Below are 17,334 nucleotides of genomic sequence, written 5' to 3' on the forward strand. Positions count from 1 at the left end.
GGCGAGTATCTCCGGCCGGGCCCCGCCACAACCAGCGGTTTTACGGGCGGCAGGACGGTCACCGACGCCCGTTCGCCCGCGCGGGCGAACGCCTACGCGGCCCCGGCGGTCAGGGCGCTCAGCTCAGCGATCCCGTCGGGACCCACCCGGCAGCAGCCGCCGACCAGCCGCGCGCCAGCCGCGCGCCAGGACCGCACCCGGGCCGGGTCGAACGCCGCCTCGCCGCGCCAGGCGCGCGCCGTCGCGTCCCACTCCTCGCCACTGTTCGGGTAGACGACGACGGGCTTGCCCGTCACCGACGCGGCGATCTCGACGGCCCGGTCCGTGTCGCCCGGCTCGCAGCAGTTGATGCCCACGGCGACGACCTGGTCGGCCCCGGCGGCCAGGGCGAACGCCTCGGCCAGCGGCTGGCCGGCGCGGGTGTGTTCGCCCTCGATGGAGTACGAGAGCCAGACCGGCACCCCGCTGCCCTCGGCGGCGCGCAGCAGCGCCTCCGCCTCGTCCGTGTCGGGCACGGTCTCCAGCGCGAGCACATCCGGAGCGGCCGAGGCGAGCGTCTCGATCCTGGGGCGGTGGAACCGCTCCAGCTCCGCCACCGAGAGTCCGTACCGCCCCCGGTACTCGCTGCCGTCCGCGAGCATCGCGCCGTACGGACCGACCGAGGCGGCCACCCACACCTCCCGCTCCCCCGCCCGTGCCGCGCGGCGCGCCAGCTCCACACTGCGGACGAGCAGCTCGCTCGCGTCCTCCTTGCCGACGCCGCGCTGTGCGAAGCCCTCGTAGGTCGCCTGGTAGCTGGAGGTGATCAGCACCCGCGCGCCCGCCCGCACATACGCCGCGTGGGCCGCCTCGATCTGCTCGGGCTCCTCGACGAGGAGCCTGGCCGACCAGAGCGAGTCGGACAGATCGCAGCCCTGGGCGACGAGCTGGTTGGAGAGACCGCCGTCGAGGACGACGGTCTCCTCGTCGAGTGCGGCGGCGAGGGTGCGGACGGGCTTCACGGTTGCTCCAGGGACTGCGGGCTTCGGTACTCCGGCCGCTCGGGCTGGCCGGGCGTCCAGTCTCGCAGGTGGCGCGGGACCGGAGCGGGACGGCCCGGTCAGCCCAGCTGGGTCTGGACCTGCGCGGAGATCAGCTCCAGATGGTCGAGATCGTCCAGATCCATCACCTGGAGGTAGATCCGCGACGCGCCGACCGCGGCATAGCGGCCGATCTTGTCGACGACCTCGGCGGGCGAGCCCGCGAGCCCGTTCTCCTTCAGCTCCGCCACCTCCCGGCCCAGCGCGGCGGCCCGGCGGGCCACCTCGGCATCGTCCTTGCCCACGCAGACGATCAGCGCGTTCGAGTACACGAGGTCGTCCGCCGCGCGCCCGGCCGCCTCGGCCGCGGCCCGTACCCGGCCGAACTGCCGATCGGTGTCCTCGACCGAGGCGAACGGCATATTGAACTCGTCGGCGTACTGAGCGGTGAGCCGCGGGGTACGCGTCGCCCCGTGTCCACCGATCAGCACCGGCACCTTGGCCTGTGCCGGCTTGGGCAGCGCCGGTGAGTCGGTCAGCCGGTAGTGCGTGCCGTCATAGCTGAAGGTCTTGCCGACCTCCGTCGCCCACAGCCCGGTCACGATGGCCAGCTGCTCCTCAAGACGGGCGAACTTCTCCTTCGGGAACGGGATCCCGTACGCCTTGTGCTCCTCCTCGAACCAGCCCGCGCCCAGGCCCAGTTCGATCCGGCCGCCGGACATCTGGTCCACCTGGGCGACCTGGATGGCGAGCACCCCCGGCAGCCGGAACGTGCCGGCCGTCATCAGGGTGCCGAGCCGGATCCGCTTGGTCTCGCGCGCGAGACCGGCCAGCGTGATCCAGGCGTCCGTCGGCCCGGGGAGACCGTCGACGTCCCCCATCTTCACGTAATGATCCGACCGGAAGAAGGCGTCGAAGCCGAGGTCCTCGGTGGCCTTGGCCACGGTCAGCAGTGTGTCGTAGCTCGCCCCTTGCTGGGGCTCGGTGAAGATTCGCAGATCCATGCCCTCCATCCTGCACCTTCACCCGGCCCTCCCGCCCGGCCGTCCGGCGGGCCGTCCGGCCTTTCCCCGCCGGTCTCAGGGCGGTCGTACCGGTGAGTCGACGGCTTCGCCCCACTCCCCGGCGCGCAGCCGCTCCCGCTCCCGGTCGCGGTCCGGTGCCAGCAGCCGGTGCAGCAGTCCGGCCACCCGGTCACCGGTCTCGTCGGCCGCGTCGATCGCCTCAATGCACTGCCAGTACAGCGCCTCCTCCTCCGTGTCGGACGCCACCGCGACCAGCGCGATCCCCACCTCGCCCAGCAGCGCGGCGAGTCCGGCCAGCGCCGCCCGCACGTCCGGCACGCCCGAGAGCCGGCGCGCCCGTATCCCCCCTTCCGCCAGTCCCGGCTGGTCCGGCAGTCCGCAGCCGCGCCCGCCCGCCTCGTACAGCTCGCGGGCCCCGCCTCTCAGCTCCTGCGGCCCGCCGGTCGCGAGGTGATGGCCGATCACCTGGGCGAGCGCCTGCGCCTGCGCCGCTTCCACGAGGACCTCCAGCGCCTGCGCGCTCCCCGCCAGAGCATGGCGGCTCACCCCGATGAGCCGTTCCGCATTCATCGACCGCCCCCGTTCCGTACGACCAACCCGCTTCCCTCACTCCACTACCCAGAGTGAGGGAACGGCGACGGAAAGGCCAGAGCATTGCGGAAATCTGTGGACAGCTGGCTCGTTGTGCATAACTCGCTCACTCCGCAGAGTGACGATCAGCGGGGTCTCACTCGGTTTCCGGCCGGTCCTGCCGGGCCTTGGGCGGAAAGCGCACCTCATTCCGTTCCAGCTTCGCGGCGAGCGCGGCCAGGGGGTCGATGTCCAGCACCGCGCAGAACTGGAGCAGATACGCCAGCACGTCCGCGACCTCGTCGGCCACCCGGTGCGCCGACTCCGGGTCCGCCATCACCCGCGCCGACTGCTCCGGCGTCAGCCACTGGAAGATCTCCAGCAGTTCGGACGCCTCGACGCTCAGCGCCGCCGCCAGATTCTTGGGAGTGTGGAAACGCTCCCAGTCGCGCGCCGCCGCGAACTCGGTCAGCCGGCGCCGCAGTTCCGCCACATCGTTGTCGTCTGTCGTCACGGCTCCAGGTCTATCACCGCCGGCTCAGGGCAGTGTGTCCGCCGGGACGCCCTCCACCTCGGTGCCGACCGGCGCCAGCAGGAAGACGTTCTTGTCGACGCGGTGCATCGCACTGCCGAGACCGAAGACGACCCCGCTGCTGAAGTCGAGAATCCGCTTGGCGACATCCGGTTCCGCGCTCGTCAGATCCAGCAGCACCGGGACCCGGGCGAGCAGATGGTCGGCGACCTCACGCGCGTCCCCGAACACCTGCACCCGCAGCACGATGAACCGCCGGTGCTCCGCCTCCGCCTCGTACTCGCGCGGGACGGTCCGGTGGTCGACCCGCGAGGGCCACTCGTCGCGGCCCCGCAGAGGGACGACCTGGGCCAGTCCCTCCCACTGCTCGTCGGTGGCGTCGTACCTGTCGTACCTGCTCACCGAACCACCCCGCCCGCACACTGTGTCTGCATCCGACCATCTTCCCGTCACTCACCCGTTCGGCCCATCAGCGACACGGCCCGGTCGCCGAACGGCTTCGGCGGGCGCGGTCCGCGGGCCCGGGGGCCCGCAGGTCTCGGGGACCCGCGGGCCCCGGGGACCCGCGGGCCCACAGGTCCGCCGCGCCGTCAGCGGGCGGCGGGATGCTCCCGCCGCACCTCCAGCCCCGCAGGCGCGTCGATGTGCGCCGTGCCGTCGGCGTCGACGGAGATGTCGAGACGGCCGCCCGCGACATCGAGCCCGGTCACCTTCAGCGGCCGGTACGCCTCCGCGAACGCGGGGGCGACCGTCAGCGTACCGCCGGGCACATCGGCGGAGAGCCCCAGCGCCGACTGGAGGACCACGACGGACGACGCCGCCGCCCACGCCTGCGGCCGGCAGGACGCCGGATACGGCGACGGCACCGCGTCGGTCGCCGCGCCGTGCCCCGCGAACAGCTCGGGCAGCCGCGCGTCGAAGCCCGCCGACGCGGTCAGCAGACCCGCGGAGAGACCCGCGGCGGCCTCCGCGAAGCCCGCCCTGGCCAGCCCGTGGACCGCGATCGCGGTGTCGTGCGGCCAGATCGAACCGATGTGGTAGCCGTACGGGTTGAAGCCGACGGACTCGGTGCTCAGGGTCCGCAGACCGTGGCCCGAGTCGAGGTCGGGCGCGCTGAGCCGGGCGGCCAGCAGCGCGCTCTCCTCGTGGTTGAGCAGCCCCGTGCCGAGCAGATGCCCGAAGCCCGAGGTGACCGAGTCGACCGGCCGTCCTTCCCGGTCGAGAGCGACGGCCGGGTACGCGCCGCGCTCGTCCTCCACCCAGAAGCGGGCGCGGAACCGCTCGCCCAGCCGCTCCGCCCACTCCTCCCAGCGGTCGGCGCCGGGCCGGCCGAAGGCACGGAGCAGGGCGGCGCCGCCGCGGGCCGCCTCGTACGCGTACGCCTGGACCTCGCAGAGCGCGATCGGGGAGGCGGCGAGCCGTCCGTCGCGGTGCCTGATGGAGTCGCCGGAGTCCTTCCAGCCCTGGTTGGCGAGGCCGCGCCCGGTCTGGTCGACGTACTTCAGGAAGCCGTCGGGGTCGGAGCCGGCTTGGGCGCGCATCCACTCCAGCGCCGATTCGGCGTGCGGCAGAAGCTGTTCGACCTGCTCGGGGGCGAGGCCCCAGCGCCAGGAGTCGTGCAGCAGGGTGATCCAGAGCGGGGTGGCGTCGACCGTGCCGTAGTAGCAGGGCGGCAGCGAGAAGTTCTCGTCGAAGTCCTGGGCGGCCCTGCGCACTTCGTGCAGGATCTTGCCGGGCTGCTCCTCGGTGGCCGGGTCCGTCGTGGCGCCCTGGCGGCGGGCGAGCGTACGCAGCGTCCCCGCGGCCAGCCCGGTGCCGATCGGCAGCAGCATCCTCGCCGCCCAGAGCGAGTCGCGGCCGAAGAGGGTGAGGAACCAGGGCGCGCCCGCGGCCAGGAACTGGTCGGCCGGGCCCGACTGGGCGGGGGTGGCCGGGTCGGTCAGCCGCAGCCGGTCCAGATCGGCGGCCGACTGGGCCAGCCACTGGTCGAAGCGCCGGTCGGCGCTGCGCAGCACCGGGGTGCGCCACGGCACGCTGTCCGCCGGGGGCGCCGGGAACTGGTCGCCGTCCGCGTGGGCGGCGGTGCAGCGCAGTACGGCGGTCCACGCCGCGCCGGGTGCCAGCTCGATGTCGTACGCGAGGCGCCCCGACTCGGGGTCGAGGGCGGTCGGGGCCGGCGCGGAGGCGAGGCCGACGGAGAAGACGTCGCCGGTCCAGGCGAAACCGTCGCCCGCGCCGTTGGCGGTCGCCGGGAGGACGCCGGGAGCTTCGCCCTGCTTGACGCGCTCCATCGGGGCGAGGTCGGTGGCGGCGGTGACGATCAGCCGGAACGCCACATGCCGGGTGCCCGCGTTGGTGATGTCGAGGGTCTCCTCCAGCTGCCCGGAGGTGATCCGGCGCCGCCGGTGCAGGGTGACCGCCGGGTCCGCCGTCACCTCGCCGAGGCCGCGCAGTACAGCACGGAAGGCGGCCCGGTCGGCGCCGACGGTGCCGCCGCGGGCGGGCGCGATCGCGATGCCGTCGACGGCGACGGTCAGCCGGGTCAGCGCTCTGGTGTCACCGTGGTAGAAGCCGTCGGCGCCACCGTCGAGCGGACCGATCTGCCCGTCCGCGTGCGATATCGCGAAGCTCGGCGCGTACAGCGTGACGCACGCGTCGTGCAGGAACGGCTGGAGACCCGCGGCCGAGGGGGCCGTGGCCGCCGCGACGGAGTTCATCACGTCTTGGGGCTTGACAGTAGTGGACAACAGAGCAGAACCTCTCAGTCATTGGAGCGTTCCAAGAACCCTAACGACGACTTCAGCTCGTTGACAATGGCATTGGAACGCTCCAATAAACTCATCGCCTCACACCAACCGCCTCACACGAACGTTCCGGAGAAGTCATGCCCCGCCCCGCCCACACCCCTGCGACAAAGGCCGGTCCCGTGACCCTGGCCATGGTGGCGCGCCGGGCCGGGGTCTCTCCGCAGACCGTCTCCAACGCCCTGAACTCCCCCGGGCTGCTGCGCCCCGAGACGCTGGAGCGCGTCAGCCGGGCCGTCGACGAGATGGGCTACCGGCCGCACCGCGCGGCCCAGACGCTGCGCACCCGCTCCAGCAAGCTGATCGGTTACGGCATCCGCCCCACCGAGCCCGGTCTCTCGGCCCCCGTCATGGACCGCTTCCTGCACGCGCTGTCCGAGGCGGCCGACGAGGCCGGTTACCGGATCCTGCTGTTCGCCTCGCCGCCCGGCCGCGCCAGTCTCGACGGCCACGAGGAGCTGCTCGATCTGCACAGCGTCGACGGTTTCGTGCTGAGCGGTACGGACCGGGGCGACCCGCGCCAGGCCTGGCTGGCCAAGCGCGGTGTGCCGTTCGTGGGCTTCGGCCGGATGTGGTCGGGCCGGCAGATCGGCGACTGGGCGGATGTGGACGGCGCCTCGGGCACGGACGCGGCGGTCGAGCATCTGGTGGGCCTCGGCCACCGCCGGATCGCCTTCCTCGGCTGGCCGCGCGGCTCCGGCGTCGGCGACGACCGCGCGGCGGGCTGGCAGCGCGCGATGCGCCGGCACGGTCTGCCGGTACGCGGCCGGCGCGCCGAGAGCGTGGACGACATCACCGCGGCGCGCGACGCCGCGGGGCCGCTCCTCGACGCGGGCGCGACGGCGGTGGTCGCGGCCAGCGACGCGCTGGCGATGGGCTGCTACCGGGCGCTGCGCGACCGCGGCGCCGTACCGGGCACGGACCTCGCGATCATCGGCTTCGACGACTCGCCCACCGCCGCGCTCCTCTCCCCCGGTCTGTCCACCGTGGCCCAGCCGCTGGAGGCCGTGGGCCGTGAGTGCGTACGGCTGCTGCTGGCCCGGATGGCGCGGCCCGACGCCGCCCCCGGGCGCGTGCTGCTCGCCCCCTCACTCGTCGTACGCGACAGCGCGCCGCCCCCGCCGGGCGGCTGACCCACCGGCGGGAGCGCGCCCGCCGAACGGCCGCACCAGCGGCCACCCGCGACCGCACCACCGATTCACAGCGCCCCTTCTCCGGGCGACTGAGCCGCATGTCCCGTCTTTCATGGAGGAACACATGGTCACCCGCACGGCCGTCGCCGCCCTCGCCACCTGCGCGGCGCTGCTGACCGCCACCGGCTGCTCGTCCGGCTTCGACAGCGGCGCCGACACGGCCCAGGACAAGGCCGCCGAACAGAAGCTGACCGTCCTGATCGCCACCTCGGGTGACGCCGAGACGGCGGCGGTCAAGGCCGCGGCAGCCGCGTACGCCAAGGAGTCCGGCAACTCGGTGACCGTCGAGGTCGCCAAGGACATGAACCAGCAGCTCGCCCAGTCCTTCGCGGGCCACAAGCCGCCGGACGTCTTCTACGTCAACTCCGACCAGTTCGCGAACTACGCCAAGGGCGGCTCGCTGTACCCGTACGGCGACGAGATAGCCGACAAGGACGTCTTCTCCGAGCAGCTGCGCGCCTCGTTCTCGTACGACGGCAAGCAGGTGTGTCTGCCCAAGGACACCTCCACCCTCGGCCTCGCCATCAACACCGGTCTGTGGAAGAAGGCCGGGCTGACGGAGAAGGACTACCCGAAGACCTGGGCGCAGCTGAAGTCCGTCGCCACGAAGCTCACCGGCGGCGGTGTCACCGGTCTGGTCACCAGCGACGAGTACCAGCGGCTCGGGGTCTTCATGAAGGAGGCCGGCGGCTGGCTCACGGACAAGGACCAGCGGAAGATGACCGCCGACAGCGCGGCCAACGCCGAGGGTCTCGCCTACGTCCAGTCGCTGCTGAAGTCCGGCTCGATGAAGTTCGCCAAGCAGGTCGACACCAGCTGGGGCGGCGAGGCGCTCGGCAAGGGCAAGGCCGCGATGACCATCGAGGGCAACTGGCTCGACGGCGGCATGAAGCTCGACTACCCGGACGTCGAGTACGCCATCGCGCCGCTGCCCGCGGGCCCGGCAGGCCAGGGCACGCTCGCCTTCAGCACCTGCTGGGGCGTCGCCAAGGAGAGCAAGCACCGGGCGGCCGGTGTCGACCTGGTGAAGTACCTCACCTCCGCCGAGCAGCAGAACGCCTTCGCCGACGCGTTCGGTGTCATGCCGTCGCGCGCCGACGCGCTGAAGACGTACGCGGAGAAGCACCCGGCCGCCAAGGCCTGGGTCGACGGCAGCGCCTACGCGCAGGGCCCGGTGACCATCGCCGGCTTCGACAAGGTGCTCAGCCAGTTCAACACCGACCTCCAGTCGCTGCGCACCGCCGACCCGAAGAAGATCCTCGCCGACCTCCAGCGCAACGGCGAACAGGCGATCGCGAAGGGCAACTGAGCCCGATGCCGCTCCGCACCACGCGCGCTCGCAGCGCGCCCCGCACGACCGGCGCACCGGGCGAACCTGACACGCCCGGCGCGACCGGTACGCCCCCGACGGCCCGCAACCGTGCCCCGCGCGCGGGCCGTCGCGGGGAAGGCTTCTGGGGCTGGCTCTTCGTCAGCCCCATGGTGATCGTCCTCGGTCTGTTCCTGGTGCTGCCCATCCTGATGGCGCTCTGGGTCAGCCTGCTGCACTGGGACGGGCAGTCCAACCCGTTCAGCGGCCGGGCCGACTTCGTGGGTCTGGACAACTACCGGGCGCTGCTCACCGAGGACGGGCTCGACCGCACGCTCTTCGCGACGTCGCTGCGGAACAACGCGTACTACGTGCTGCTGACCGTGCCGCTCCAGACGATCGTGGCGCTCGGTCTCGCCCTGATCGTCAACCAGAAGATCCTGCGCGCCCGGGGAGCCCTCAGGACGACGTTCTTCTTCCCCTCGGTCACCAGCTCCATCGCCGTCTCGACGGTGTTCCTCTTCCTCTTCCAGGGCAGCGGGGCGGTCAACTCCCTGCTGTCCTGGATCGGGGTCAAGGGTCCGAACTGGTTCGCCGACCCGCGCGGTGTGCTCTCGATGGTCCTGGGCGATCTCGGTGTCGTCGACCCCGAGAAGCCGACGGGGGTGCTGGCGAACCACTCGTTCATGGGGCTGTCGTGGTTCGAGTGGCTGTCGGGCCCCTCGGTCGCGATGTGCACGATCATCCTGCTGGCGGTCTGGACCACGTCGGGCACCTTCATGCTGATCTTCCTCGCGGCGCTCCAGGACATCCCCCGGGAGCTGGAGGAGGCGGCGGCCCTGGAGGGCGTCAACCGCCGTCAGCTGCTGCGGTACGTGACGCTGCCCGCGCTGCGTCCCGTGCTGTTCCTGGTGCTCACCCTGGGGCTGATCTCCACCTGGCAGGTCTTCGACCAGGTGTACGTGATGGGCCAGGGCGCCCCGGGCAACACGACGCTGACGCCCGCGTTCCTGTCGTACTCCTCGGGCTTCGACAACGCGGACTTCGGCCAGGGCGCGGCGATCGCGTTCATCCTGCTCGCCCTGATCCTCTGTCTGACCGTGTTCCAGCGCTGGGCGCTGCGGGAACGCGGCGAGCGCTCCGGGAGGAAGCGATGACCGCCACCGGTACGGATACGGACGGGGCGAGGGATACGGCAGCGGACCGGCGGGCCGCGCGGGCCCGCCGGCGTGGCGCGGCGCGCGCCGGGTCACGGCCCGTTCTGACGCGCTTCCCTGTTCCGGCGCGGGTGCTGGGGTACGGCCTGGTGGTGGGGGCCGGGCTGCTCTATCTGCTGCCGTTCGTGCTCCAGCTGGTGACGGGTTTCAAGACGGACCCGGACGCGGCGGCGCATCCGCTGGCGCTGCTGCCCACCACCCCGACGACGGCCGCCTACCAGCGGCTGTTCGGGCTGAGCGAGTCGGCGCAAGGCGTGCCGTTCCTGCGCTGGCTCTCCAACTCGGCGCTGGTGGCGGTGCTGGTGACGGCCGGGCGGGTGCTGTTCGACTCGATGGCGGGGTACGCGCTGGCGCGGCTGCGCTTCCGGGGCCGTTCGGTGCTGTTCGGCTTCGTCGTCGCGGTGATGGCGGTGCCGGGGGTGGCGCTGCTGATCCCGAAGTTCCTGGTGCTGAACTCGTTCGGGATCTTCGACACGTACACCGCGATGATCGTGCCGCTGCTGGTGGACGCGGCGGGCATCTTCATCATGAAACAGTTCTTCGAGTCGGTGCCGCGCGAGGTGGAGGAGGCGGCGCGGGTCGACGGGGCTGGGGTGTTCCGGGTCTTCTGGTCGGTGGTGCTGCCGATGGCGCGGCCCGCGCTGATCACCCTGACGATCCTGTCGTTCCAGGGCTCGTGGAACGAGTTCACGCACTTCCTGGTGGCCACCCAGTCCGGCCAGTACGAGACGCTGACCACGGGTCTGGCCCGGTTCGTCTCAGGTGGTCTGGGCGGCGGGACGCAGTATCCGCTGAAGCTGGCCGCGGCGCTGCTGTCGACGCTGCCGGTCGCGGCGCTGTTCTTCTGCTTCCAGCGCTACTTCGTGAACGGCGCCAACTCGGGGGCCGTCAAGGAGTGACCGGATCGAAGGAGTGACCGGGTCGGTGGAGTGACCGGGTCGGTGGAGTGACCGGGTCGGTGGGGCGGTGGGCGCGATGGGAAACTTGACGCGTCCGCCGCCCCTCCGACGTCAAGGCGCCCCTGTGCCGTTCCTCCCCGCCACCCGCACCGCGGTGGCACCTCTGCTGCTCGCCCTCGCGCTCGCGCTGTCCGGCTGTACCTCCGCGGACGAGCCCGCAGCCTCGAAGCCCACACCCGGGAAGAGCACGGCCGGCTCCGTGCGGCAGCTGCCCGATCAGCCGTTCGACTACCAGTTGGGCGGCCCGTACGACCCGCCCGAGGGCGTACGTACGGTGGTCCGGGACCGTACGGCCGACCCCGATCCGGCGTCCGGCGCGTACAACATCTGTTACGTCAACGCCTACCAGGCCCAGCCCGACGCCATCGACTGGTGGGAGAAGAAGCATCCGGATCTGCTGCTGCGCGACGCGGACGGTGACGTCGTCGTCGACGAGGACTGGCAGGAACCGCTGCTGGACATCTCCACCGCCGACCGGCGCGACCGGCTGGCGGAGATCGTCGGCGGCTGGTTCGACGGCTGTGCGAAGGACGGGTTCGACGGCATCGACGCCGACAACCTGGACTCGTATCTGCGCTCGGACGGGCTGCTGGACCGTACGCAGGCCGCCGCCTTCGCCGAGCTGCTGACGGCGCGCGCGCACCGGGCGGGACTGGCCATCGGGCAGAAGAACGCGGCGGAGATGGCGAAGCCGCTGCGGAAGCTGGGGTTCGACTTCGCCATCGCCGAGGAGTGTGCCCGTTACAAGGAGTGCGCGGCCTACGCGGACGCGTACGACGACAAGGTGCTGGTGATCGAGTACCGCGCGAAGGATCTCACCGCGGCGTGCCGGGAGTGGGACGAGCGGCTGATGATCGTCCTGCGCGACCGTGACCTCGTACCGGCGGGCGAGCCGGGGCACGTCAACAAGCGCTGCTGACTGCCGACTTGACGCACAGTCAGGTGGCATCGCCGTCGGGTTCCGGTGACCGCCGCCCCGCCCGCAGCCGCTCGCGGCGGGCCTCCTCCTCGCCGACCAGCGCGGCCAGCCGGCGGGTGCTCGGGTCGAGTTCGACGGGGTCGTCCTCGCCGTCCGGCCCGCCGTCCGCCGGGATCAGGCCGCGTTCGACGTCCTGCTGGTGCTGGACCATCACCGGCGGCTGCGGGTCGAGGTCGGAGGGCCGGGGCCCTTCGGGTCCCTCGGGGCCGATACGGACCAGGCGTTCGACCCGTACCACCCTGAAGTGACCTCCCGCGACGGTCAGTTCGTCGCCGCGCTCGGCGTCGAAACGGTCCGCGGCGGCGGAGTACGGGGCGCGCTCGCGCGGACCGAGCCCGCGCTTCCAGGGGATCTTCACGCGCAGCGCCATGGCGAGGGAGTCCCGCGCGCTCTGCGGTGTGGTGTGGTTGGCGACGGAGTTGGGCCGCCAGTGCCCATGGATCTTCTCGGCGGTCATGAAGGCGGCCGGCAGCAGCACACCGCCGGGGTGGGTCAGCGCGGCGGCCAGCGCGTCGTCGCGCATGGCGCCGGGCACGGTGCCCGACTTCGGTACGAGGGAGAGGAGTTCGACCTTGAGGATGCCCGCGGACATGCCGGTGGCGATGACCGGGTCGAAGACGAAACCGGCCGACGGATCCGGGGCCCGGTACGCCTCGCCGGGCTCCATGGGATCCGGGTCGGTGGGGCGCGGTGGCTCGGGACCTTCCGGTCCCGAGCGCAGGAAACACTCCGCGCGGGCGACCCGGTAGCGCGTGCCGAGGACGGTCATCTCGTCGTCGGTCTCCCACTCCGTCCGCTCCGCCGCGCGCAGGCACTCCTGGCGCGCGTCGGTGTCACCGTCCCGCTCGCACCGCTGCGCCAGCATCCGGAACTGCGCGCCCATGCTGTCGCGGGCGTCCTGCGGGGCCGACCCGGAGAACGGGACGATCAGCTCCCAGCCGCCGGCCTCGCGCTCGCGCACCACACCGAAGAGCGGGCCGCCGGCCGAGAGGATGTCCGGATACGCCGCGCGTGCCTGCCACGCCGCCGCGTCCGCCACCGCCTCGACCGGTCCCTCCGGGCCCGCCACCCGGATCGTGCGGTACGCGGGCACGTTCTCACCATGCTCAGCCATGTACCTCAGCATGCCCACTCGGACGGGGCGCCCGGGGCGAATCGGCGGAAACAGCAGCCGACCGCGTGACGGACGGCCGTACCCGCACATATGTACGGAACCATGGGAGGTCCTGGCCGTGTCACCACGGCCGCCCCCGCCAGCGCGGGAGCCGGAGCCGGCGGCGGCGCGCCCGGGACAGGAAAGCAGGGCCGGTGTCCCGGTACGGCAGGCCCGTGTCGCCACCGCCCGTGCCGTCCGGCGCCGTACCGCCGTCCAGGGTGCTCAGCGCCTCGCGGTCGTAGCGGGTGGCGGCGATGACCTCCACCAGCCGCTCCTCGGCGAAGTCGGCGGAGCCGTGCACCTGCGGGACGAATCCGACGAGCACACCGTCCTCCACCACCTCGGCGCGCAGCCCCATCCCGGGGTCGAAGTCCCAGACGGCCTCACCGCCACTGGGGAGCACGATCTGCACCCCGCACCGGTAGACGCCGAGGTGGGCCAGGTGGGCCGGCACCCCCCGGGCGCGCAGCGAGGCGACAAGACGGCCGGCGCGGTCCTCGTCCATCCGTGGCCATCTCCCTGCGCGGCGGCCGGCGCTGTGACCGGAAAGGTTCACCGGCTCGCGACGCCCGGCACGGCACCTCGCCGCGTTGTCGGAGTCGGAGTCGGCCGAGTACGTCCGTACGAGGCCGATCCTCCGCCTTGCGATGCACCGCACCGGACGCCGCGAGCCCACGGCAAACCTTTCCGGCCACAGCACCGGCGGCGGATATGTCCTCGTCGTTCATGGTAGGCCGATTTCCCGCGAGGGCGCGTGCGCGGGAGAGAACTGGGTCGGTACGTGACCGCCGGCCCAGCCGCGCACCTCGGGCTCGTCCAGCGAGCGGACCCACAGGTCGACCAGCTCCACCGTGCGGTCACCGGGCCAGGGGCCGACGCCCAGGATGCGCATCCCGGCCCGTTCCGCGGCCTGGATGCCGACGTGGGAGTCCTCCACCGCGAGGGTGTCGGCGGGGGCCGCGCCGCAGAGCCGGGCGGCGGCGAGATAGACGTCGGGGTGGGGCTTGGGTCTGATCTCGTGGTCCGGCACCACGATATGGCCGAAGTAGCCGAGCAGACCGGCGGTGTCCAGGCAGGATTCCACGACCTCTCTCGGGCAGTTGCTGGCGACCGCGAGCGGCGCGAACTTGGCCGCGTCCGCGACGAGTTCGGGGGCGCCGGGCATGGTCAGGGGGTTGTCGTCGACGAGTGCGCGGAAATGCGCGAGCAGCCGGCCGGTCATCTCCTCCCCGAGTGCGGGCCGGCCGGCCTCCTCGGCCATGAGGAGACCGCATTCCGTGTAGTGCAGTCCCTTGGCGCGTTCGGCGAAGCCGGGCAGCGGAGTGAATCCGTACTCCCGCAACGCGAGAATGCGCGCGTCCTGCCAGTGGCATTCGGTGTCCATCAGAGTGCCGTCACAGTCGAAGACGATGGCGGCGGGGGTCCAGGAAAGGATGCGTTGAGCTGTCATCCGATTTTTTTCCGTTCGGGAATGCCCTGTTCGCGGCAGCGCTGGTTCCGGGCGGTCACATGCCTTCACGGAATGCCGTTTCGGGCCGCCGCCACAGAACATAACGATCGCTACGCTAGGGAGCGTCACTCGGAGCAGTCAAGCGACCGCAATTAGTGTCCCTATGTGTTTATTGGTAGCGCAGGACGCCGAATGCCTTCTGTTCACCGCCCTGGAGAAAGCGGAAGACGCAGGTCGAGTGGTGCGGCACGCACAGAACGCGCGCGGGGGGCGCGTATTCGATGAAACGCGCGGTCTTCAGCCGACCGGCGGTAGGCCGCAGCAGCCTTCCGCCGCTTTCCACGGCCGCCGCCTGCCGGGCCGCCTCCAGAACGATCATGCCCGGGAGGTGATCGGTGGGGTGGTCGAAGAAGTAGGGGTGGCTCATGTCGGCGGGTTCCACCAGGAGGGTGGCGCCGACGGCCGCGACCATGGTGTCGTGCGGGCCGGCCACCCCGAGCAGCCGCGCGTCGGGCCGTACGGTCACGTCGGGCCGCACGGTCGCGTCGGGCCGTACGGTACGGAGCGCCGCCGCCGAAGCCGTGACGGGCGCCGGGGGCTCGGCCCGTAGCGCGTCGGCCCGTACCGCGTCGTACTGCTGCGGGGTCAGAAAGCGCGCGCCGCCGCCGGAGCGCGCGAAGAGCACCCCGTCCGCGCGGTAGGAGACATCGAGCCGCAGGCCGGTGACCTCGCCGTCAGGACCGTGCCGCAGCCCGCCGACCCGCACCCGGCAGCTGACCCGGCTGGCCCCGGAGCGCGCCCGCGGTTCGGCCGCCGGGTCGGTCTCGAAGTGGAGGTCGGTGATGATCAGCCGTGCCGACGGCGCGACGCCGAAGTACCGCAGGGGTACGTAGATGCCGAGCTGGCGCAGCGTCTCGACAATCATCAGCGGGCTGTGCAGCCCGGTACCGCCGCGCGGGAAGGTCGGATGGGACCGGGGCCAGCTCGCCGCCGCCTCGAACCCGCCGCCGGCGGCCCGGCGCACATCGGTGAGGAGCACCTCAGCCACCGAGTCCCGGTGGACCATCTCGCGGGCGACGGTGCGCGACCAGGACAGCGGGCGGGCCGTCGGACGGGCCCGCGCGACCGGTGCGCCCTCCACGATCGGCGCGCCCTCCACTGATGCATTCATGCGACAAGAACATCGTAATTCGACCGACCCCGCACCCCAGCCCGTTCCGCCAAAGGCGCTACATTGCGTGCTGTCATTTAACGGAACGGCAATCCGGGGTACACGTGCAGGTTCGAGCGGCGCAAGCGCGGGCGAAAACGACACGGAGGTTTCTCCTGGAGTCGGCGGCACGCCTGTTCGACGAACGAGGCTATGCGGGCACCAGCATCAGCGATATCAGCGCGCGTTCGGGACGCACCAGCGGCGCCATCTACTTCCACTTCGCCAGCAAGGAGAAACTCGCACTCGCCATTGTCCAGGAGCATTTCGCGACCTGGCCGGCGCTGATCGGCCGGTACGGAACGGCCGACCTTCCGGCGCTGGAGAAAACGGTCGCACTGAGTTTCGATGTCGCCAGGGCTTTCCGCGACGATGTCGTCATCCGCGCCGGGGCCCGGCTCTGGGCGGAACGCGCCGCCATCGACGTCAGCCTGCCGCGCCCCTTCGTGGGCTGGCTGGAGACCGTCACCGAACTGCTCAGGGAGGCCCGCCGCGAGGGCCGGCTCGCCAGGACCGTCACCCCGGAGGTGGCGGCGTACGGACTGGTGTGCGCGTTCTTCGGTCTGCACACCGTCTCCGACGCGCTGGAGGGCCGCAGCCATATCGAGGAGGGGCTCCACGACCTCTGGCTGCTCCATCTCAGCGCGCTCCAGCCGGATCCGGAGCCGGAGGCCCTGCTCGCCCGGGTCCACACCTATCTCGCACACCACGGGGACGACCGGCGGGCGGGCGTACCGGCCGGCGTTTAGGGCCTGTGTGGGGTTAGCGCTCCGGCCGGTCCGGTGCGGGGGGCGAGCTCGTCCCCCGCACCACGAGCCGGGGGTCGAGGACCGCCTCGCGGGGGGCCAGCGCGGTGTCCGCGAGGCGCTCGACCACGAACCGCACCGCGTGCTCCGCGAGGCGTACGGCGTCCTGGCGGACCGTGGAGAGGTCGATGTGGGAGAGGTGGGAGAGGTGGTTGTCGTCGTACCCCACCACCGACACCTCGCCGGGCACCTCGACACCGGCGCGGGCGAGCGTGTGCATCAGACCCATCGCGGAGCGGTCGTTGCCCGCGAACACCGCCGTGGGCAGCCGCTCGCCGGCGAGGAGGAGCCGGCCGGCCGCGCTGCCCGACTCCTCGTCGTACGCGCCCGGCAGCACCCGTATCCACTCGGTGAGCCGGTGCCGGCGCATGGCCGCGCGGTAGGCGCGCCGGCGCTCCGCCGCGCCCGTCTCCCGGCCGCCGTCGACATGCGCGATGTCGCGGTGCCCCAGCGCCACCAGATGGCTGACGACCTGGCCCACGCCCTTGCTCTCGGCGGTGTGCACACTGTCCACGTGGGCGCCGCGCGCGGTCCGGCCGACCACCACGACCGCGCCGCGGCGGCCCAGTTCGTCGAGGCGGCCGATGCTCGCCCGCGACCCCAGCAGGATCAGCGCCTCGCAGCGGTGGCTCAACAGCGCCTCGACGGCCTTGCGTTCGTCCCGGCCAGGGGCGCTGGCCGACAACAGCACGTCGTAGCCCAGGCGTTCGGCCTCCGGGTAGACGCCCTCGACGATGTCGGCCTCGAAGGGCTGATGGAGCGTCAGCATCACACCGATGGTGCGGCTCCGGCCCCGGGCGAGCAGCCGCGCCGCGCTGTCGGGGCGGTACCCCAGCTCGTCGGCCGCGCGCAGCACCCGCAGCCGGGTCGCCTCACCGGCGCCGGGCTGGTTCCGGAACACCAGGGACACCAGCGCACGGGACACCCCGACCCGCTCGGCGACATCCTGCATCGTGGGGCGTCGCCCGCCCGGCGACCGCTCTTCCATCGCGCGCTCCCCCGCTTCCAGCCGCTCCCCGGCCCCCGAACCTAGCGGAAGACTCCCCCTCGCCAAGCATTGACAGGACATATGGACGTGGACGATCGTACTCGCAACTAGAGCGCG

General features: G+C 72.1%; 17 protein-coding genes. 6 read left to right on the forward strand and 11 right to left on the reverse strand.

Annotated elements, in window-relative coordinates:
• Positions 1–92: 92 nt before the first annotated feature.
• The 6 genes from mmuM to AB0389_RS06055 form a co-directional block, all read right to left on the reverse strand.
• Positions 93–1,001 carry a homocysteine S-methyltransferase gene (gene mmuM / locus AB0389_RS06030; RefSeq protein WP_366394109.1) on the reverse strand — a complete coding sequence of 303 codons (909 nt, stop codon included), beginning with the start codon at positions 999–1,001 and terminating at the stop codon, positions 93–95.
• A gap of 98 nt (positions 1,002–1,099) precedes the next feature.
• A complete protein-coding gene (locus tag AB0389_RS06035) occupies positions 1,100–2,023 on the reverse strand; it encodes an LLM class F420-dependent oxidoreductase (RefSeq protein ID WP_366394110.1) in 924 nt (307 codons plus the stop codon).
• A gap of 75 nt (positions 2,024–2,098) precedes the next feature.
• Positions 2,099–2,614: a DUF6099 family protein gene (locus AB0389_RS06040; RefSeq protein WP_366394111.1), complete on the reverse strand. Its 516-nt coding sequence runs from the start codon at positions 2,612–2,614 to the stop codon at positions 2,099–2,101.
• A 157-nt stretch (positions 2,615–2,771) separates the two neighbouring features.
• Positions 2,772–3,128, reverse strand: coding sequence for a nucleotide pyrophosphohydrolase (locus AB0389_RS06045; RefSeq protein ID WP_366394112.1), 357 nt, complete (start codon positions 3,126–3,128; stop codon positions 2,772–2,774).
• 24 nt (positions 3,129–3,152) lie between these two features.
• Positions 3,153–3,548, reverse strand: a complete 396-nt coding sequence (locus tag AB0389_RS06050; RefSeq protein WP_114663119.1) for a cell division protein SepF — start codon at positions 3,546–3,548, stop codon at positions 3,153–3,155.
• A gap of 188 nt (positions 3,549–3,736) precedes the next feature.
• Entirely contained in the window at positions 3,737–5,893 is a 2,157-nt protein-coding gene (locus AB0389_RS06055; RefSeq protein WP_366394113.1) for a glycogen debranching N-terminal domain-containing protein, read from the reverse strand.
• A 137-nt stretch (positions 5,894–6,030) separates the two neighbouring features.
• On the opposite strand from AB0389_RS06055, the gene AB0389_RS06060 reads away from it, so the two are divergent.
• The 5 genes from AB0389_RS06060 (at position 6,031) to AB0389_RS06080 (ending at position 11,547) form a co-directional block, all read left to right on the forward strand.
• On the forward strand, positions 6,031–7,083 hold the full coding sequence (locus AB0389_RS06060; RefSeq protein WP_366394114.1) for a LacI family DNA-binding transcriptional regulator: 1,053 nt from the start codon (positions 6,031–6,033) through the stop codon (positions 7,081–7,083).
• 124 nt (positions 7,084–7,207) lie between these two features.
• Positions 7,208–8,452: an extracellular solute-binding protein gene (locus AB0389_RS06065; RefSeq protein WP_366394115.1), complete on the forward strand. Its 1,245-nt coding sequence runs from the start codon at positions 7,208–7,210 to the stop codon at positions 8,450–8,452.
• Positions 8,453–8,457: 5 nt separating this feature from the next.
• Positions 8,458–9,609 (forward strand): sugar ABC transporter permease, encoded by a 1,152-nt coding sequence (locus tag AB0389_RS06070; protein ID WP_366394116.1) that lies wholly within the window; start codon positions 8,458–8,460, stop codon positions 9,607–9,609.
• Complete coding sequence (locus tag AB0389_RS06075) at positions 9,606–10,568, forward strand: carbohydrate ABC transporter permease (RefSeq protein ID WP_366394117.1); 963 nt, start codon at positions 9,606–9,608, stop codon at positions 10,566–10,568. The genes AB0389_RS06070 and AB0389_RS06075 overlap by 4 nt, the downstream gene beginning before the upstream one ends.
• 124 nt (positions 10,569–10,692) lie before the next feature.
• The gene (locus tag AB0389_RS06080; protein WP_366394118.1) at positions 10,693–11,547 is read left to right on the forward strand and encodes an endo alpha-1,4 polygalactosaminidase; all 855 of its coding nucleotides are present in this window, start codon (positions 10,693–10,695) and stop codon (positions 11,545–11,547) included.
• A 19-nt stretch (positions 11,548–11,566) separates the two neighbouring features.
• Here the strand turns inward: AB0389_RS06080 and AB0389_RS06085 are convergent, their stop codons facing one another.
• The 4 genes from AB0389_RS06085 to AB0389_RS06100 form a co-directional block, all read right to left on the reverse strand.
• Positions 11,567–12,721, reverse strand: a complete 1,155-nt coding sequence (locus tag AB0389_RS06085; RefSeq protein ID WP_366394119.1) for a DUF5954 family protein — start codon at positions 12,719–12,721, stop codon at positions 11,567–11,569.
• A 121-nt stretch (positions 12,722–12,842) separates the two neighbouring features.
• On the reverse strand, positions 12,843–13,268 hold the full coding sequence (locus AB0389_RS06090; RefSeq protein ID WP_366394120.1) for a hypothetical protein: 426 nt from the start codon (positions 13,266–13,268) through the stop codon (positions 12,843–12,845).
• Between the two features lie 219 nt (positions 13,269–13,487).
• On the reverse strand, positions 13,488–14,213 hold the full coding sequence (locus AB0389_RS06095; RefSeq protein WP_366394121.1) for an HAD family phosphatase: 726 nt from the start codon (positions 14,211–14,213) through the stop codon (positions 13,488–13,490).
• Positions 14,214–14,382: 169 nt separating this feature from the next.
• Positions 14,383–15,384: a ScbA/BarX family gamma-butyrolactone biosynthesis protein gene (locus tag AB0389_RS06100; RefSeq protein WP_366394122.1), complete on the reverse strand. Its 1,002-nt coding sequence runs from the start codon at positions 15,382–15,384 to the stop codon at positions 14,383–14,385.
• A 104-nt stretch (positions 15,385–15,488) separates the two neighbouring features.
• On the opposite strand from AB0389_RS06100, the gene AB0389_RS06105 reads away from it, so the two are divergent.
• Positions 15,489–16,172, forward strand: coding sequence for a ScbR family autoregulator-binding transcription factor (locus AB0389_RS06105; RefSeq protein WP_366394123.1), 684 nt, complete (start codon positions 15,489–15,491; stop codon positions 16,170–16,172).
• A 13-nt stretch (positions 16,173–16,185) separates the two neighbouring features.
• On the opposite strand, the gene AB0389_RS06110 is transcribed toward AB0389_RS06105, so the two are convergent.
• Positions 16,186–17,181, reverse strand: coding sequence for a LacI family DNA-binding transcriptional regulator (locus AB0389_RS06110; protein WP_366394288.1), 996 nt, complete (start codon positions 17,179–17,181; stop codon positions 16,186–16,188).
• Positions 17,182–17,334 lie beyond the last annotated feature (153 nt).

This window comes from Streptomyces sp. NPDC093109 (assembly GCF_040701725.1).
Lineage (GTDB): Bacteria > Actinomycetota > Actinomycetes > Streptomycetales > Streptomycetaceae > Streptomyces.

Coding starts and splice junctions, on each gene's coding strand:
- AB0389_RS06035 (WP_366394110.1), bottom strand. CDS start 2,023: ATGGATCTGCGAATCTTCACCGAGCCCCAGCAAGGGGCGAGCTACGAC.
- AB0389_RS06040 (WP_366394111.1), bottom strand. CDS start 2,614: ATGAATGCGGAACGGCTCATCGGGGTGAGCCGCCATGCTCTGGCGGGG.
- AB0389_RS06060 (WP_366394114.1), top strand. CDS start 6,031: ATGCCCCGCCCCGCCCACACCCCTGCGACAAAGGCCGGTCCCGTGACC.
- AB0389_RS06065 (WP_366394115.1), top strand. CDS start 7,208: ATGGTCACCCGCACGGCCGTCGCCGCCCTCGCCACCTGCGCGGCGCTG.
- AB0389_RS06070 (WP_366394116.1), top strand. CDS start 8,458: ATGCCGCTCCGCACCACGCGCGCTCGCAGCGCGCCCCGCACGACCGGC.
- AB0389_RS06075 (WP_366394117.1), top strand. CDS start 9,606: ATGACCGCCACCGGTACGGATACGGACGGGGCGAGGGATACGGCAGCG.
- AB0389_RS06085 (WP_366394119.1), bottom strand. CDS start 12,721: ATGGCTGAGCATGGTGAGAACGTGCCCGCGTACCGCACGATCCGGGTG.
- AB0389_RS06090 (WP_366394120.1), bottom strand. CDS start 13,268: ATGGACGAGGACCGCGCCGGCCGTCTTGTCGCCTCGCTGCGCGCCCGG.
- AB0389_RS06095 (WP_366394121.1), bottom strand. CDS start 14,213: ATGACAGCTCAACGCATCCTTTCCTGGACCCCCGCCGCCATCGTCTTC.
- AB0389_RS06100 (WP_366394122.1), bottom strand. CDS start 15,384: ATGAATGCATCAGTGGAGGGCGCGCCGATCGTGGAGGGCGCACCGGTC.
- AB0389_RS06110 (WP_366394288.1), bottom strand. CDS start 17,181: ATGCAGGATGTCGCCGAGCGGGTCGGGGTGTCCCGTGCGCTGGTGTCC.